At 41.4% G+C, this 16,233-nt stretch carries 18 protein-coding genes; 7 read left to right on the plus strand and 11 right to left on the minus strand.

The window, feature by feature from the left end; translation table 11 throughout:
* Positions 1–28 precede the first annotated feature (28 nt).
* Positions 29–1,399 carry a trypsin-like peptidase domain-containing protein gene (locus MKY83_RS15875; protein WP_044140893.1) on the minus strand — a complete coding sequence of 457 codons (1,371 nt, stop codon included), beginning with the start codon at positions 1,397–1,399 and terminating at the stop codon, positions 29–31.
* Positions 1,400–1,735: 336 nt separating this feature from the next.
* Here MKY83_RS15875 and MKY83_RS15880 point away from each other — a divergent pair, with 336 nt between their 5' ends.
* Positions 1,736–2,413 carry a response regulator transcription factor gene (locus tag MKY83_RS15880; protein ID WP_003212732.1) on the plus strand — a complete coding sequence of 226 codons (678 nt, stop codon included), beginning with the start codon at positions 1,736–1,738 and terminating at the stop codon, positions 2,411–2,413.
* Positions 2,410–3,741 carry a HAMP domain-containing sensor histidine kinase gene (locus MKY83_RS15885; RefSeq protein WP_044140896.1) on the plus strand — a complete coding sequence of 444 codons (1,332 nt, stop codon included), beginning with the start codon at positions 2,410–2,412 and terminating at the stop codon, positions 3,739–3,741. The genes MKY83_RS15880 and MKY83_RS15885 overlap by 4 nt, the downstream gene beginning before the upstream one ends.
* Positions 3,742–3,761: 20 nt before the next feature.
* On the opposite strand, the gene spxO is transcribed toward MKY83_RS15885, so the two are convergent.
* Complete coding sequence (gene spxO, locus MKY83_RS15890) at positions 3,762–3,926, minus strand: anti-adapter protein SpxO (protein WP_095285802.1); 165 nt, start codon at positions 3,924–3,926, stop codon at positions 3,762–3,764.
* A 192-nt stretch (positions 3,927–4,118) separates the two neighbouring features.
* Here spxO and MKY83_RS15895 point away from each other — a divergent pair, with 192 nt between their 5' ends.
* Complete coding sequence (locus MKY83_RS15895) at positions 4,119–4,997, plus strand: TetR/AcrR family transcriptional regulator (protein WP_065098050.1); 879 nt, start codon at positions 4,119–4,121, stop codon at positions 4,995–4,997.
* A 79-nt stretch (positions 4,998–5,076) separates the two neighbouring features.
* On the opposite strand, the gene fumC is transcribed toward MKY83_RS15895, so the two are convergent.
* Both fumC and MKY83_RS15905 read right to left on the minus strand, forming a co-directional pair.
* On the minus strand, positions 5,077–6,471 hold the full coding sequence (gene fumC, locus MKY83_RS15900) for a class II fumarate hydratase (RefSeq protein ID WP_065098049.1): 1,395 nt from the start codon (positions 6,469–6,471) through the stop codon (positions 5,077–5,079).
* Between the two features lie 88 nt (positions 6,472–6,559).
* Positions 6,560–6,727 carry a YvzF family protein gene (locus MKY83_RS15905; RefSeq protein ID WP_003213147.1) on the minus strand — a complete coding sequence of 56 codons (168 nt, stop codon included), beginning with the start codon at positions 6,725–6,727 and terminating at the stop codon, positions 6,560–6,562.
* Positions 6,728–6,841: 114 nt separating this feature from the next.
* On the opposite strand from MKY83_RS15905, the gene MKY83_RS15910 reads away from it, so the two are divergent.
* The 4 genes from MKY83_RS15910 to MKY83_RS15925 are packed head-to-tail and all read left to right on the plus strand — an operon-like array spanning position 6,842 to position 10,871.
* Positions 6,842–8,266: a spore germination protein gene (locus tag MKY83_RS15910; protein ID WP_034620118.1), complete on the plus strand. Its 1,425-nt coding sequence runs from the start codon at positions 6,842–6,844 to the stop codon at positions 8,264–8,266.
* Positions 8,253–9,347: an endospore germination permease gene (locus tag MKY83_RS15915; protein ID WP_106067280.1), complete on the plus strand. Its 1,095-nt coding sequence runs from the start codon at positions 8,253–8,255 to the stop codon at positions 9,345–9,347. The genes MKY83_RS15910 and MKY83_RS15915 overlap by 14 nt, the downstream gene beginning before the upstream one ends.
* A complete protein-coding gene (locus MKY83_RS15920) occupies positions 9,344–10,465 on the plus strand; it encodes a Ger(x)C family spore germination protein (RefSeq protein ID WP_342487474.1) in 1,122 nt (373 codons plus the stop codon). Before MKY83_RS15915 ends, MKY83_RS15920 begins: the two co-directional genes overlap by 4 nt.
* A gap of 37 nt (positions 10,466–10,502) precedes the next feature.
* On the plus strand, positions 10,503–10,871 hold the full coding sequence (locus tag MKY83_RS15925) for a hypothetical protein (RefSeq protein WP_003212877.1): 369 nt from the start codon (positions 10,503–10,505) through the stop codon (positions 10,869–10,871).
* A gap of 47 nt (positions 10,872–10,918) precedes the next feature.
* On the opposite strand, the gene MKY83_RS15930 is transcribed toward MKY83_RS15925, so the two are convergent.
* From MKY83_RS15930 to MKY83_RS15960, 7 genes are all read right to left on the minus strand, one after another.
* Positions 10,919–11,554, minus strand: coding sequence for a response regulator transcription factor (locus tag MKY83_RS15930; RefSeq protein ID WP_003213157.1), 636 nt, complete (start codon positions 11,552–11,554; stop codon positions 10,919–10,921).
* A complete protein-coding gene (gene liaS, locus MKY83_RS15935; RefSeq protein ID WP_044140903.1) occupies positions 11,551–12,615 on the minus strand; it encodes a two-component system sensor histidine kinase LiaS in 1,065 nt (354 codons plus the stop codon). The genes MKY83_RS15930 and liaS overlap by 4 nt, the downstream gene beginning before the upstream one ends.
* Entirely contained in the window at positions 12,612–13,376 is a 765-nt protein-coding gene (liaF, locus tag MKY83_RS15940) for a cell wall-active antibiotics response protein LiaF (protein ID WP_044140904.1), read from the minus strand. Before liaF ends, liaS begins: the two co-directional genes overlap by 4 nt.
* Before the next feature lie 30 nt (positions 13,377–13,406).
* Positions 13,407–14,276, minus strand: a complete 870-nt coding sequence (locus tag MKY83_RS15945; protein ID WP_065098045.1) for a DUF4097 domain-containing protein — start codon at positions 14,274–14,276, stop codon at positions 13,407–13,409.
* Between the two features lie 111 nt (positions 14,277–14,387).
* Positions 14,388–15,053: a PspA/IM30 family protein gene (locus MKY83_RS15950; protein ID WP_003213665.1), complete on the minus strand. Its 666-nt coding sequence runs from the start codon at positions 15,051–15,053 to the stop codon at positions 14,388–14,390.
* Positions 15,054–15,068: 15 nt separating this feature from the next.
* Complete coding sequence (locus tag MKY83_RS15955; RefSeq protein ID WP_065098043.1) at positions 15,069–15,461, minus strand: hypothetical protein; 393 nt, start codon at positions 15,459–15,461, stop codon at positions 15,069–15,071.
* Positions 15,462–15,627: 166 nt separating this feature from the next.
* Positions 15,628–16,197, minus strand: a complete 570-nt coding sequence (locus tag MKY83_RS15960) for a cob(I)yrinic acid a,c-diamide adenosyltransferase (RefSeq protein ID WP_185107882.1) — start codon at positions 16,195–16,197, stop codon at positions 15,628–15,630.
* Positions 16,198–16,233 lie beyond the last annotated feature (36 nt).

The raw sequence follows: 16,233 nt of genomic DNA on the forward strand, positions 1-16,233 counted from the left end.
GACCTTTAACGTCCACCTGTTTTTTCATTTATTCAGTTTCAGACTGTCCGAGGGTAATGTCTAGGTTCTTGTTTTTCCCTTCACGAATAACAGTCATTGTCGTTTTATCGCCGACTTTTGTTTCTTTGTACAAAATTTCTTTCAGCTGAGAGCTATTCGCCACGTTTTTTCCTTTAAACTTGATGATGACATCTCCAGACTTCAAGCCTGCTTTTTGTGCAGGTGATCCTTTTGATACATCCTTTACGTAAATCCCTTTGCCGATTTGTTTATCAAATAGGCCGAGCGTATTTTCTTGATACGTTTCAGGCACTTGCTCAAGGTCAATCATTTGTACGCCAAGGTAAGGACGTTCAACCTTTCCGTTTTTCAACAGCTCATCTACAATCGGTTTGACATCGTTACTTGGAATTGCAAAGCCAAGTGATTCCACACCGCTTTCGCTAATTTTTAAGCTGTTGATACCAATGACTTGACCATCTGTATTGATAAGCGGTCCACCGCTGTTTCCTGGATTGATCGCTGCATCTGTTTGCAGTACATTCATTTCCACCGTACCAGACGATGTGTTCGCTTCAACTGTACGATCAAGACCACTAATAATCCCTTCTGTCACAGTACCAGAGAACTGGGCACCAAGCGGGTTCCCAATTGCGATCACTTTGTCCCCAGCACGGAGCTTAGAAGAATCACCAAAGCTCGCCACTTTATCAATGCCGTCTGCATTGATTTCTACAACAGCTAAATCTGTCATCACGTCACTGCCGACAAGCTTCGCTTCTTTTGTTTTTCCGTCATAAAGTGTGACTTTCAGTTTATTGGCACCCTCGACTACGTGGTTATTTGTAATAATGTACGCTTTTTTGCCATCTTTTTTAAAGATGACACCAGAACCCGTTCCAGCTTCAGCTTCTGTTGAATCACCGCTAAGGCCAAACGAATTTTGGGTAGATTGATAGTTTGAGACTCCCACAATGGTTGGCTCTAAATCTTCTACCATATCAGAGACATTCGTGGCATTGGTAATTTGTTTTGTTGAGAAATTTTCAGAAGCTGCAGGTTCACTTGACGCTGTTTGCGTTTGAGTGTTTGCTGCTGTGTCCTGTGACTGCGGCAAAAGCGGTGTAATGCCAAGCACAAGGCCTCCGCCAATAATTCCTCCAAGGATCGGACTGAGCCATGCTGCTTTCCGTTTTTTCTCCTTTTTCGACACACGGTCATCCCCCATTTGAGGAGAATGGTTTGTCACACTCTCCTGAGTGGCAGAAGCTTCGTTTTCATGAGGTTGAAAAACGAGTTCCTTTTCTTTTTCAGGTTCGTCTATTTGTTTCTCATTCTCTTGATGTACATCTTCTTGTTGATTCAACTTCTTCTCTTCATCTTCTCTTCGGAAATCCATCGCTTACACTCCTTTACATCATGTTCATGACTTGCTTGATTCATATGTGTAGATCGGACTCATGTCCTCTTAATGGCAACATCATTGAAAATACTACATGACAATATGTCAAATTATATAATACTTATTCATAGAAAAAAAGCAAGGTGCGCACATTCGTGAAAAGCACCTATTGATCTGCCTTTTATCTATGCCCTTTTTTCCCTTGAGCTTATCATAAACAAACATTATGGGATAATGATGAGAAGAATATGTGAAATTGTGAAAAAAGCATGTGATTGTTGACATGCCGCCTTTGTATCCCGTTATAATGACGGTGAGAGGATGTGGAAGACTTTGTCGTACACCATTTATTTAGTGGAAGATGAACAAAACTTAAACGAACTTTTAACCAAATATTTAGAAAGTGAAAATTGGAATGTCTCCTCTTTTTTAACCGGAGAAGCGGCACGCGAAGCAATGAATAAGCCGCCGCATCTATGGATTTTAGATATCATGCTGCCTGATACAGATGGCTACACACTGATTAAAGAAATCAAAGCCGCATCACCTGACGTACCGGTCATTTTCATTTCAGCACGCGACGCAGATATTGATCGTGTCCTCGGTTTAGAGCTAGGGAGCAGTGACTATATTGCGAAGCCATTTCTTCCGCGCGAGCTGATCATTCGGGTGCAAAAGCTGCTTGAGCTTGTGTACAAAAACAGCGATACTCCGCAGCAGCAAAGTGTCACACCCGTCTCCTCCTATGTCATTCATGAGGATGTAAGAGAGGTGTATGAAGGAGATCAGCTGATTAACTTAACTTCTAAGGAATTTGACTTGCTGCTTTTATTTACACATCATCAAGGACATGCTTTTTCTCGTGAAGATATTCTCGTCAAAATTTGGGGACACGATTACTTCGGGACAGATCGTGTGGTGGATGACCTTGTCAGACGATTGCGCAAAAAAATGCCCGACTTAAAGGTCGAGACCATCTATGGATTTGGCTATAGGATGCTAAAAGGATGAAGAACAAACCACTCGCTTTTCAAATTTGGATCGTCATCTCTGGTATTTTGCTCACCATCTCGATTGTCCTGATCATTCTATTTTCCAATACATTACGAAATTTTTTCACGAATGAAATTTATAAAAATATCGAAAATGAACAACAGGTTCTCACAGAATATCCGTTGAACCGAGACGGCTCGCCAAAGTCGACACCGGAAAACCGTTCGGTGCAGCACATTCTGATTCCGTCAGATGAATTAAACCAAATGGCACAGTTTTTCCCGCACGCCTTTATTGAGAAAATCCAATCCTTTGTGAAAAAACAAAAAAGCGCAACGAAACGCTATTCTGAAGAGGTGAATGGCCAGCACATCTTTTTTGTCATCAAAAAAGTATCAACAGGCAATACACAATATATTCTTTTGTCTTATGCGCCAGACTCTTATCGAGATGACCTGTCCTTTACGCTGTTTAAACAGCTGATCTTTATCTTGGGCACCGTTATTTTATTAAGCTGGATTCCATCGATTTGGCTTGCCCGCTACTTATCCCGTCCAATCGTTGCGTTTGAAAAGCACGTGAAGCGGATTGCACAAGAGGACTGGGACGATCCTGTCATCGTTGACCGGCAAGATGAAATCGGAAAGCTTGGTCATACCATTGAAGAAATGAGACAAAAACTCATTCAAAAGGATGAAACAGAACGGACTCTTTTGCAAAATATATCACATGACTTAAAGACACCTGTCATGGTCATCCGCGGCTATACGCAGTCGATTAAAGATGGTATTTTTCCTAAGGGAGATCTTGAACAAACGGTGGAAGTCATTGAAGGTGAAGCGGAAAAGCTTGAGAAGAAAATCAAGGATTTGCTGTACTTAACAAAGCTTGATTATTTATCAAATCAACACCCTGCACATGCTTCCTTCCTACTGAGTAATACGATGCTGGAAGTGGTCGACCGAATACGCTGGTCGAAAAATGAATTACAGTGGAACGTGGACTTAGATGATGAGGCTGCTCTTGAAGGCGATCCAGAACAATGGAGCAAATTATTTGAGAATGTACTAGAAAATCAACTTCGCTACGCAAAAAGGAAAATTGATATTCAAATGAAACAGGAAGAGGATCAAATACGCATTGTCATTCGTAATGACGGTCCTCCAATTGAAGAACATATGCTATCCAACCTATACGAACCTTTTAGTAAGGGAAAAAAGGGCGAATTCGGTATTGGATTAAGCATTGTCAAAAAAATTCTCTCCATGCATCAAGCGTCTATATCAATTGAAAATGATGATCTAGGTGTACGTTATACGATCACGGTACCAAAGAAGAGACTGTAGGTTTGTGACCGCAGTCTTTTTTAGATGAATGAATACCCATTGAAATCACGGTATGTGGCTTTGATTTTCTTGCCAGCTTGATACATCCATTTCTTTTCAATGGTTGTCTCTTTCGGCATTTTGACTTTTTCTACTTGAATTCCTTTTGTTCGCAAGCGTCTCATCATATCATCGATTTCTCTCATGGAACATCATCCTTTCACATTTTTTGACCAGTTGGTCACCTTACTTTATAATATAAAGAATTACACTGTAAAAAACAAGTTACAATCTGATTAATTTTTGAAAACTTTCGTCGTTTATGACCGATAAGTCACATCTCTTTGCGCACGTTTCCTAAGACATTTGTCTCTCGGTAAGAAAGGATGACATTCATATTGAAGAAGAAAGAGAAAATGATCATTGAGGCCGGCATGAAATTGTTTGCCAGTAAAGGCTACAATACAACGTCTGTTCAGGAAATTGCGGATGAATGCCACATGTCAAAGGGTGCTTTTTATCTTTATTTTAAATCAAAGGAAGCACTGCTCATTTCAATCTTACATTACTATTACGATAAGGTATTTACCCGGATCCATGAGGTTCAAACTGAGGGAGGCACACCAAAGGAAGCCTACCGTAAGCAGCTCACTGTCTACTACGATAATATCTTGCAGCAAAAGGATTTTATTAAAATGCAGCTGAGCGATCGAGCACTGCCAATGAATGAAGAAACGCAGCAGCTCGCAAAACAAATCAGACTTGCCACCATTCAGCTTCACATTGATAACATTAAGCAGGTATATGGAGATGCAGCGATTCCTTATATGGCTGATCTTTGTTTGACGATTGAGGGAATGAGCCACGTTTATTTCGAGCTTGCGATTTTATATGATTTTCAGCTAGAGGCTGAGGAGCTAGCCGCAACGATGATTCACCGTATCGATGATTTGATGGGCGGTATGATGGAGCGACATGATCTTCCGCTCATCTCTGTAGATCAAGCGAGCGATTGGTTTGGTCCTATTTATGAACGGTCATTCGACCCGCTGACAGAATCTCTTTTAAAAGAATTAAGAGAGCAGGCTGAAGCACACTATGAAGTGAAAGACGAGCCTGATTTATTTGAAGCACTCGGCATTCTAGAAAATGAATTAAACAAACAGAAACCTAGACAAGTCATCGTGAAAGGCATGCTGCATCAATTAAAATTATACGCACCGCTCCAAACCCACTCTGAATCACTTTTGCGTATTTTGAAAGAGGATCATTTGTAGAACCCAAGGCACAACCTGGGTTTCATTTTTGTCCACATCACGTTCAATGAAAAAAACCAGGGGCAGACGCCCCTGGTTCTTATTTTGCTTTCGGTGTCACCATTTCTTCTGGTTTCACAAACTCTTCAAACTGCTCTTCTGTTAACAGCTCTAATTGAAGTGCTGCTTCTTTTAACGTTAAACCTTCTTTGTGAGCAAGCTTTGCAATTTTCGCTGCATTTTCATATCCGATGTGTGGGTTAAGTGCCGTCACAAGCATCAATGAATTGTTCAAGTTTTTCTCGATTGTTTCTAGGTTTGGTTCGATTCCAACTGCACACTTGTCATGGAATGAGTTCATGCCGTCAGCAAGTAATTCAACTGATTGCAAGAAGTTATAGATGATAACCGGCTTAAATACGTTCAGCTCAAAGTTTCCTTGGCTGGCAGCAAAACCGATCGTTGCATCATTCCCCATAATCTGTGCTGCAATCATTGTTAAAGCTTCACTTTGAGTTGGGTTGACTTTACCTGGCATAATGGAGCTTCCTGGCTCATTTTCAGGAATGATCAATTCACCAATTCCGCAGCGAGGACCACTTGCCAGCCATCTCACATCGTTGGCAATTTTCATTAAATCAGCTGCAAGTGCTTTTAGGGCACCGTGTGCATACGTAATTTCATCATGGCTTGTCAGCGCATGGAATTTGTTTGGTGAAGAATTGAATTTTTGACCTGTCAGCTTGCTGATTTCCTCAGCGACATATTGACCAAACTCAGGATGTGCGTTAATTCCTGTACCAACAGCTGTTCCGCCAATCGCAAGCTCTCTCATTTTTTCAGTTGATTCTAGAATCATTTCTTTTGAACGGTCCAGCATGTACACCCAGCCGCTAATTTCTTGACCTACTGTCAGTGGAGTTGCGTCTTGCAAATGCGTACGACCGATTTTAACAATCTCTTGATATGCTTTTGCTTTCTCATCAAGAGTCGCTCTTAATTGATCAATCGCAGGCAATAATTTTTTGTAGACAGCTAAAACAGCTGCCACGTGCATAGCAGTTGGGAATGTGTCATTTGAGCTTTGGCTGCGGTTGACGTCATCATTCGGATGAATGCTGAACTCACTATTTTTATCTTTTAAGTAAACAGTTGCTCTATTTGCAACGACTTCGTTCATATTCATGTTACTTTGTGTCCCGCTACCTGTTTGCCATACAACAAGCGGGAAATGCTCGTCATACTTTCCGCTGATGATGTCATCACATACAGCAGCAATTGCTTCTGCTTTTTCGCTCTCAAGGTTGCCAAGACGTTCGTTGGCAATCGCTGTGCTACGTTTCAAAATTGCAAACGCATTCACAACTTCCTTTGGCATTTTCTCAGAACCGATTTTGAAATTTTCTTTGCTTCGTTGTGTTTGTGCACCCCAGAACTTGTCCTTTGGCACCTTGATTTCGCCCATTGTATCTTTTTCGATTCTAAATTCTGTCATTATGTATCCCTCCATAGCTTTATACACTCAACTCTATTCTATACAAAAAACCAAAATCCTTTAAGCGTTTTCAATTAAAATTTTATCTTTATTTTAATTTTAGTTCAATATAAACGCGGACATCTTTCGAATATTTGTATTTTGGGTTCGTTTTTCCGTAATCCTTTGATGTATATGTCACTTCATAATGCTTGTCAAACGACTGTAGAATACGGTCAATCTCCTCTTTTGTTCCTGCTAAACGAATTTGTGCCATCTTGTTTCCTCCAAAACCCTCATTCTTTCCTTTACCACAAAATAATGTAACACAGAATATTGTTTTTTCAAGCAGGTAATGCTAAGAAAAAGTTATTTGAGGCGGGTGATCATTTTGAATCAGACTCCATTGAAAGAGCACTTATACGATAATCTCTCCGTCATTCTCCCTCAATTAAAGGAAATGGATGATTTAGTCCATGAGAAAAAAACGCTGCCTCACGGGCAGGTTGTTTACTATTTATACATAAAAGAAATGAACGAAAAGATGGAGATTCAAACCTTTTTAAAGCTGCTTCTCCAAGATCATACGTCTCTTACAAAAGAGAAGCTGGAATCTAATTTATCCATGATGACGACACGTTCGGTGAAGACCTCTGAAGAATTGGTCGATGCGATTTTTGAAGGGCATTGCGTGGTGCTGATTAATGGATTTCAGCATGCGTATATTTTAGAAACGCATGGAACAAAGAAACGCAGTTTAGGGGATTCTACATCTGAAACAGTCGTAAGAGGGCCGAAAGTTGGCTTCATTGAAGATTTAAACACGAACTTAGCTCTCGTGCGACAGCGCTTGAAAAACCCTGACCTCAAAACAGTTAACATGAAGATCGGGGAAAAGAAATACACCCAAGTGACCATCATGTACATTGACGGTATCGTTGAAACCTCTGTTTTAAAAGAGGTAAAAAAACGGCTCAAACAAGTCACCATTGATGATATACAAGACTCTGGTGTTCTTGAGGAGCTCATTGAAGACAATGTGTATTCTCCTTTTCCGCAAATTCAAAACACAGAACGGCCTGATAAAGTCGCCTCTGCTTTGAACAATGGGCGAGTCGCCATCTTTGTCGATCATTCGCCTTTTGTATTAATTGTACCTGCTTCACTCGCGACGATTATGCAATCACCAGATGATTATTATGAAAGATGGATCGCCGCCTCTCTCATTCGTATGCTGCGGTTTACCTCGATCTTTCTGACATTATTTTTATCAGCCATTTATATTGCGCTTGTGTCGTTCCATCAAGGACTTTTACCAACAACTCTAGCTATTTCGATCTCAAGTACAAGAGAAAATGTCCCCTTTCCGCCTATTGTGGAGGCACTCATCATGGAGATGACGATTGAGCTTCTGCGGGAAGCCGGCTTAAGGCTGCCAAACCCGCTCGGTCAAACGATCGGACTTGTTGGCGGGGTTGTCATTGGGCAGGCAGCCGTTCAGGCTCATATTGTGAGCTCAATCATGGTGATTATCGTCAGCGTGATGGCCCTTGCGTCCTTTACTGTTCCTCAATACGGGATGGGCATGTCCTTTCGTGTGCTCCGCTTTGTGTCCATGTTTGCTGCGGCTACCTTTGGTTTATACGGGATTGTGCTGTTTATGCTCGTACTCCTTACTCATCTCACACGGCAAAAAAGTTTTGGCACACCATATTTCTCACCAGATTTTGTGTTCAGCTATAAAAACGAGGACAATTCCATTATTCGATTGCCCTTAAAAAATCAACAGAAAGGAGAACGAGATGGTCAATCATAAAGAGTCGATATCAAGCTATCAGGCAAGTGCCATTATTGCAAATACAACACTAGGCGCAAGTATGATGATTCTGCCAAGAGCAATGGCTCAGGCTGCGGCTACACCTGACGGCTGGATTGCACTCTTACTCATGAGTGTCATTTACATTGTGTTTATTTTTGCAAATGTCCTGATGATGAAAAAAGTCCCCTTCTCCTCATATTATGATTATACGAATGAGGGACTTGGAAAATGGATTGGCGCGCTTGCCAACCTCTTGATTATTATTTATTTTCTTGGCGTTGCTAGCTATGAAGTACGGGCTATGTCGGAAATGGTGAAGTTCTTTCTGCTTCAAAACACACCTGTAGCGATGACAATGATCAGCTTTATTTTGGTTGGTTTTTATCTTGTCATTGGAGGAATTGGTGATTTAGCCAGGCTATTTCCTTTTATTCTGATTGTGACGCTCATCATTTTATTTGTCGCTTACGGACTGAGCGTGCAAGAATTTAAGCTAGATAACCTCCGTCCCGTTTTAGGAGAGGGATTCTCCCCTGTTTTCAAATCTTTGAACGCATCAGCCATTTCGTTTGTAGGCATTGAAATGATGCTGTTTATGCCTGCCTATTTGAACACGCAAAAACACACCTTTGCTTATGGTACAGTCGGCTTTTTGATTCCTGCGATCATCTATATTTTCACCTATATTCTTGTGGTTGGTGCGTTCACGGTGAAAGAAACGGCGACTTTGACTTGGCCAACCATTGCCTTATTTCAATCATTTGATATTCAGGGGATTTTTATTGAACGAATTGACTCCTTTTTGCTTATCGTTTGGCTGATTCAGCTTTATACAAGCTTTGTCGGATATACATTTTTTGCTGCAATCGGGGTGTCTAAACTGACCAAGTTTCCTAAAAAAGTGGTCCTTGTTTTAATGGGAATTGTCATTTACTTTGCAGCGATTTTTCCAAAGGATGTCGATACAGTGCGAAATTATTTAACCTATGTGAACAACCTCTTTTTCCTGCTGTTCGGCATTCTCCCGTTTCTCTTATTTATCATCGTGTTTTTCAAAAGGAGGCGGAACACAACATGAAAAAGAAAGTAGCTGTTGCTCTTTTGACGCTGGTTCTATTAAGTGGTTGCTGGGATAGCACAAATATTGAGGAGCTTAACATGGCGATTGGATTTGCAGTAGACAAAGGGGACCAAGGGAATAAATTAAAGGTATCTATGCAAGTCCTCGTTCCTCAAAAGATCTCTCAGGAATCAAACATCAAAGACCCTACGAAAATCATTGAAACAAACGGGGATTCTGTGCATCAAATACTCCGCACAACGGCGCTGAAAAGCCATCGCATTTTCGCACAGCAGCTACGGGTGTTATTGTTTTCTGAGGAACTCATCAATGAGAATGATTTCGACCTCGTCATTAATCAATTCATTCGAGACAATGAAACGAGGAGAGGAGGCCTCGTCTTTATGACCTCTAAGAATCCTGGAGACATGCTGAAAATCAATGACGACGGACAGCCAGCCTCTACGACCTTATACGATCTTTCTGAGAATAGAAAATCGACCATTCTCATGTTTAAGACTGTCTCATTAGGAGATATTTCTTCTGCCATGCAAAACAATGTATCTTTCGCTATTCCGAAAGTCAGCGTCGATCAAGGAAAATTAATGCTCGATGGAGCCTCTATTATTAAGAATAAGCGATTTCTCACCAATATCTCTCCGTTAGCAGTACAGTCATACAATCTGTTAACTGGAGACGGACTGGGTGGAGTCATTGAATTTGAATATGAACACAGCAGCTACTCTTTTGAGATTTTCAAACTCAAGCACCATATTAAAACCAATAAATCAGCCAGCGGAAAATATCAATTTGATGTGTCAGTGGAGCTTGATGGACGATTGTCTGAGGATTGGAATGAACGTGAAAACGCTTTTAATGAAAAGTATCTCAGAGAAATTGAAGGCGTTGTCAAGCGTCGATTAGAGACAAGCGTTAAAGATTTCATCGGTGAATTACAGCATGAGATCAAAGCAGATATTTGCGGGTTCTATCAAAAGGCGAGTATTGCCTACCCGAAGGATTTTCGAAAAGAAGCAAAACATTGGGATGAAATTTTTAGTGAATCAGATATTCGTTACAAAGCAAATGTGAAAATCCGTGACTTCGGGACTAAGGGCGCAACACAATCCTTATAGAGTATGTTAAAATGGTAAGAAAAAAAGGGTGTCAATCATGAAACGAGCTTTACTTTCGGCCGGCATTCTATTTTTGATTCTAGGAATACTCCTGTTAGTCGTTGTATTCATGCAATCAAAAGAAGATTTCTTCATTGAAGCCGACAGCTTTTCGAGCACATTTTTGATCGTGATTTATTATGGACAAACCCCTGCGCTCCTTCTTGTTGGAGGCGGTATATTCGTCGGACTTTCACAGATCATTGGTTTGCAAGAGAAAAAGGCAGCATTGGCAAAGGAGAGCGTAAAGCTATTATCCGAGATGAAGAAAGCCCTAGAAGACAAATCGGCCGAGGAGCAGGAGGCTTTTCCAGTTCCTGAGCTCCATCAACTATCCGAACGTCCGATCACAGGACAGAAGGACTAAATTTACGCATGTTCTAGCAGCTTTCTTTTGAAAGCTGTTTTTTTATTTTATTGAATCAGCTTATGACGATGCGCATACACAGCCGCTTGCGTCCGGTCTTCTACATCGAGTTTGGAAAGAATGTTTGTAATATGTGTCTTCACTGTTTTAATTGTAATAAATAGTTCCTCAGCGATGACCTTATTCGATTTCCCATCAGCAATCAGCTTCAAGATTTCCATTTCCCTTGCTGTTAATGCATCATGAAGGATCGATCCATTTGAGGAATGACGAAGTTTATTCATCACCTTTCCAGCTACTTTTGATTCTAGTCTTGGTTCGCCGATACTTGCAGACCGAATGGCATCTGCAATTTCTCCTGCCTTGGATGTTTTTAACAAATAACTTAAAGCACCTGCTTCAATCACTGGATAAACTTTATCATCATCAATAAAGCTCGTCAGAACGATAATTCGTGCATCTTCAATTTCCTGACAAATTCTTTTCGTTGCTTCGATACCATCCATGCCTTCCATGACAAGATCCATTAAAATGACATCTGGCCTTAATTCAACTGCTAGCTCTACACCTTTTTGTCCATCTGACGCTTCACCAATGACTTCAATATCAGCCTGTGCCTCTAAAAAAGCAGCAAGCCCCATTCTCACCATTTCGTGATCGTCGATTAAAAGCACTCGAATCATCGAACGTTCTCTCCTTTTCCTTCATCAAAAATGGGAACCTTCACATCAATTTGTGTTCCTTTTCCTTCAAATGACATAATCTCTGCGACACCGCCTACTTCACTTGTTCTTTCACGAATTGATTCCAGTCCGTAGGAGGCCGTCTTCACATGATCGGTTTGAAAGCCGATCCCATTGTCGATAATCTTCAGCTGCACCTGCCGATTTCGAATGAGCAGACGCACCGTCACCTTTGTCGCCTTTGCATGCCTGAACACATTTGACAGGGCTTCCTGTACAATTCGGAAGAGGTGATCCTCTACTCCTTTAGACAGCGGAACATCATCTTCTATTTCCCAATCAATATCAATCGGCTGCTTTGCTTGAAATTCATTTAGGAGCTCAATCAAGCCCTTTTTCAAGTCTTTTCCTTCAAGGGTGATCGGTCTGAGATGAAGCAAAAGGGCACGCATTTCATTTTGTGCATCGCCAGCCATTCGTTCGACTAGGCGCATCTGCTTTAAAATCTTTTCATCCTTTTCCTTCATGACTTCAAGAATCGCAGAGGTCATCATTGAAATCGCAAATAACTGCTGGCTGACCGCATCATGCAGTTCTCGTGCTAAACGCTGACGTTCTTCTGAGACGACCGACTTTTTCATTTGCACCTGCCATTCTGCCCGCTCATTCGAGAGCTTTTGCAAAGAGGCTACTTGACCTTCCACTCGTTTCGCCATTTCATTTAATTGATCTGCCGCTAAGCCAATTTCATCGTCGCCAAGAGACGGCAGTCTGTATGCAAAGTTCCCATTTTCAAACTTTAAAATCGACTCTACAAGCTGATCAAGACGCTTTTTATGCTGATAGCCAAATACATGTGAGGCAGAAACCCCAATGGCAAGACTAATGATCAGTAAAATACAAAAAAATGGGATGCCGAACCAGCGGGTAGAGAGGAGAATCATCGGATCAAGCTGATAATAAAAAAACATGGGCAGCATCGTCATGATGACAACACCAAGCGAGATCCCTACTCCAAGACGAATAGATTGCCACTGGATACCTAGATGGAGTTTCCTCATAAGTATCTCACATCCACATCTCCGATCAGTAAAGAGATGGAGATTTTCACTTTTCGTTTACTCTCATCGTAATTGTCGGTCATCACATACACTTTACTGCCGAATCCGCTTCTTTTTTCATCAATAATTTTCATATCACCAATGGCAGCTGAAGCACTCACACATACTTCAATATCCTGCGGTACGAAAATATCCACATCTCCGATGAGCCCGCTTATCACGATCGTGCTCTCTTCTTCTGCGATGATGGCCTTTGATAAGTCGATTTTGACATCCCCGATAAACCCTGAAATCGTCAAATCACTTAATTGAAACGGCTTTTTCATCAGCCTGACTTCACCGATAAAAAAGTCATGCTCCTTGCGCGGCTTTGTCTGGCTCTTTGTTTTCTTTTGCTCGCCCTCTTTTTCAAGATTGACTTTCAGAGAAGGCTTATCGCCCTCCGATGCTTCCTTTTTATCGACATCAAAAACGGGTTTGTTTTTCAATAAGCGATAGCCGGCATATATCAAAAAGGCCGCAAATAAATATCCTGTGAGACTAAATGTAATATTGAGCAGGAATTTTAAAAAGAGAAAGCCGGCAAAAATATAGGAAACTGAACCGAGCCAACGTTTGGATCTTGAGTGCAGCCAATAGCCTGCCAGCGCAAAAAACACGGGCCAAAACAATTCGGCTCCGATCCCAATAATTTTGAGAAATAGATTAATACCAAAAATCACGACAATGATGCCTAAAATTTGATTCCTTGAAAAACGCAGTTGACTCGCCTCCTTCCTTTCTTCCGTTCATTACCGCAGCTTTAAGTTTCCACTTGTCATTTCAATATCGACTAAGTGTGTCCCTTTTCCCTGCGTACCTGTAAAGCCTCGACCTTCACTATCTGCTTGATCAAAATGATAGGAGTGATCCACACTTCCACTTGTTTTTTTCACTTTGACGTTAAAATCTCCTTCATCCGGCAGGTTAAATTTTGCGCTGCCTGATGTCATGTGAAAGGAGACAGGTGATTCAATGGTATCAAAGCTTGCCGTCAATCTACCACTCGTCATTTCTAGCTGCAGTTCGCCTTTGACATCTTTAATATCGGCACGGCCTGAGGTTGCTCCAATATCACTATTTTTCGCATCGATGTGAGACACAGAGAGTCTGCCGGATGTCGCTTTGATTTCGACATTGTTTGCTGAGAAATTCTCGGCATTGAGGTTTCCGCTTGTTGATTTAAGCGTCACATCTTGAAGAGACAGTTTCCCTTCGCCGTCCACCTCACTGACGCCGCTTCCACCCGTAATCTTCACATTTTTATGATAATCTGTTGGAATTTTGACTAAGAGTTCTCCTTTTTCAAATGAAGAGAAAAACAAGAATCCTTTATTTTCAGCACGGACGTTAAATGTACTGCCTGTTTGTTCCGCATACATTTTCCCTTTTCCACCTACGACCATCACGGAAATATCGGAACGATTTTCAGGCTTTACCTTCACGCGAAATCCAGAAAGAGAAATATCTAATTGATCAATTTCATCTTTTTTCGCTGAAGCTGTTGTGACTGCTTTTTCACGGGAGAAACTCAAATGAAAGAGATCTTCGTTTTTGAAAAGCATCCCAATCATTAAAAAGACACCTACAAGTATACAAATTAGACCGATTAACCGCTTCATTCATACCATCCCTTTATCTTCTGACCTTTTCATTATAAGGAAAAGCGAAACAGAAAGAAATCAAATATCGGAAGAAAAATCCTGCTTTTCTTCCGATCTGCCATTGATTTCTTAGTTTGCTTGCTGCTGCTCAGGCTTCTTCTCCAGCTTGAGCTTCTGCCATTCTTTTTCAACCTCATCAGCATAGTCTAGATGAGCATATGCTCCTTGATCCTCAAATTGTGTATAGCTGCCCGCTTTTGTCTCCATTTCTTCGATACGGTTCTCCATTCGAAGAAATTCTTTATATGCACTTTCACTATCTACTTTATTCATAGATTCGTTCATATGCTGCTTTGCCTGTGCGGCATTTGCTCTTGCTATGAGTGCCTGCTTCTTGTCTTTAATATCACGCAGCTTCGTTTCTAACTGCTGCAATTGCTCTTTCAGCTCTTTTAATTGTTTCACAGATTGCTGATAAGCTTCCTGATATTCCTGATGCTTTTCTTCAAAATACTTCATTTCTGTGAGCGCTTTTCGTGCTAATTCTTCTTCTCCTGCATGAAATGCCAGCTCAGCCTGCTTCTTTCTTTTATCAGCAAATGCTTCCGTCTCTTCTGCTTTGCGCAGGAAGCCTTGTTGAATCGTTTGCTGTTTGATGATCGCATGTTTCGCTTTGGCAATATCGTCCTCCATATCACGAACGTACTGATTTAGCATGACACGTGGATTCTCCATTTTATCTAAGCCCTCATTGACCGTTGCAACAAACATATCTCTCATTCTTCTGAATACCATTTGAATTTCCTCCTCTTATTTTTTCTTTAAAAAATCTTCCCATTCTTGATCAAATGACGTGTGCATAGGTTCTTCCATTTTCGGTGACGTGTTTGGCTCCATATATGATCTACTTGATGATTCTTTTGCCTGTTCACCATTGATCATCGTCCAGCCGAAGTAGAGAAGCCCCCCAGCCAATGCGATTCCAAGGATAAACGGCAGAGCTTGCACAACGATCATGACACCAATGACTGCTAGAATGACGCCGAAGGTTTTACTGCCTTTTTCATATTTCTTTACACCTACATAGATGAGCCACGCCCCAATCAGAATCGGGATCAGCCCTCCTAGTGAACCACCGAAGAAGATGGATAGACCGACAAACATTAAAATCGAACCGATGATGGTTTTACTTGTTATTTTCATCTTCATGCCTCCTTTCTTGCTCCTTGCTTTAACTATAGTCAAAAAAGAAAGCTGGCAAAACGTGTCGCAGATTGATCTTTCGTTGCGACCAGAGTCGTAACTTCGCTCAGACTGAGCGGTAGAATCCAATAAAAAAGCACTCTTCTCATTTGAAGAGTGCTGTTCTTTATTTAGACCGAAATACGTTTGCACTTCGTTCATATTCAACATCCGCTTCACCGAGCCGATGATTCACGATTCGGGCAGCTGCAAATAAATAGTCAGAAAGCCGGTTTACATATGTGAGCGCAACTGATGGAATCTCCTCCTGCTTCGCAAGCGTCACCATATGCCGCTCTGCTCTTCTGACGACTGTCCGCGCCACATGTAAAAGAGCTGCACTTTCCTGGCCGCCCGGTAAAATAAACTTCGTGAGTGGCGCGGCTTCTTCTACATAGACATCCATTCTTTGCTCAAGGACTGATACAGACATTTCAGTTAATTTACCTTCTTTCGGTGGTTTCACTGCTGCCAAATCACCGCCGCAGTCAAACAGCTCGTGCTGTATCACAATCAGCTCTGACAAAATGTCTTGAAACAATTCGCCATGCTGACGTAAATGTGCATGCGCGAGTCCAATGAAGCTATTCGCCTCATCTAACGTGCCGTACGCCTCTACTCTCACATCATCCTTATCGGCTCTCCCGCCGATCAAGCCTGTTTGACCTTGATCCCCTGTTTTTGTATAAAGTTTCATTGGTGTTCCTCCTTGTCTATTGCTTTGTCCTTTTAG

Source organism: Bacillus sp. FSL M8-0266, assembly GCF_038613425.1.
GTDB classification, from domain to species: domain Bacteria; phylum Bacillota; class Bacilli; order Bacillales; family Bacillaceae; genus Bacillus; species Bacillus pumilus.

What these genes read in the sequence shown, in the direction of transcription:
- MKY83_RS15925 (WP_003212877.1), top strand. Translation starts at nt 10,503, where the DNA reads ATGAAACGAGCTTTACTTTCGGCCGGCATTCTATTTTTGATTCTAGGA.
- MKY83_RS15920 (WP_342487474.1), top strand. Translation starts at nt 9,344, where the DNA reads ATGAAAAAGAAAGTAGCTGTTGCTCTTTTGACGCTGGTTCTATTAAGT.
- MKY83_RS15960 (WP_185107882.1), bottom strand. Translation starts at nt 16,197, where the DNA reads ATGAAACTTTATACAAAAACAGGGGATCAAGGTCAAACAGGCTTGATC.
- MKY83_RS15915 (WP_106067280.1), top strand. Translation starts at nt 8,253, where the DNA reads ATGGTCAATCATAAAGAGTCGATATCAAGCTATCAGGCAAGTGCCATT.
- MKY83_RS15955 (WP_065098043.1), bottom strand. Translation starts at nt 15,461, where the DNA reads ATGAAAATAACAAGTAAAACCATCATCGGTTCGATTTTAATGTTTGTC.
- spxO (WP_095285802.1), bottom strand. Translation starts at nt 3,926, where the DNA reads ATGAGAGAAATCGATGATATGATGAGACGCTTGCGAACAAAAGGAATT.
- liaS (WP_044140903.1), bottom strand. Translation starts at nt 12,615, where the DNA reads ATGAGGAAACTCCATCTAGGTATCCAGTGGCAATCTATTCGTCTTGGA.
- fumC (WP_065098049.1), bottom strand. Translation starts at nt 6,471, where the DNA reads ATGACAGAATTTAGAATCGAAAAAGATACAATGGGCGAAATCAAGGTG.
- MKY83_RS15885 (WP_044140896.1), top strand. Translation starts at nt 2,410, where the DNA reads ATGAAGAACAAACCACTCGCTTTTCAAATTTGGATCGTCATCTCTGGT.
- MKY83_RS15950 (WP_003213665.1), bottom strand. Translation starts at nt 15,053, where the DNA reads ATGGTATTCAGAAGAATGAGAGATATGTTTGTTGCAACGGTCAATGAG.
- MKY83_RS15945 (WP_065098045.1), bottom strand. Translation starts at nt 14,276, where the DNA reads ATGAAGCGGTTAATCGGTCTAATTTGTATACTTGTAGGTGTCTTTTTA.
- MKY83_RS15930 (WP_003213157.1), bottom strand. Translation starts at nt 11,554, where the DNA reads ATGATTCGAGTGCTTTTAATCGACGATCACGAAATGGTGAGAATGGGG.
- MKY83_RS15875 (WP_044140893.1), bottom strand. Translation starts at nt 1,399, where the DNA reads ATGGATTTCCGAAGAGAAGATGAAGAGAAGAAGTTGAATCAACAAGAA.
- MKY83_RS15905 (WP_003213147.1), bottom strand. Translation starts at nt 6,727, where the DNA reads ATGGCACAAATTCGTTTAGCAGGAACAAAAGAGGAGATTGACCGTATT.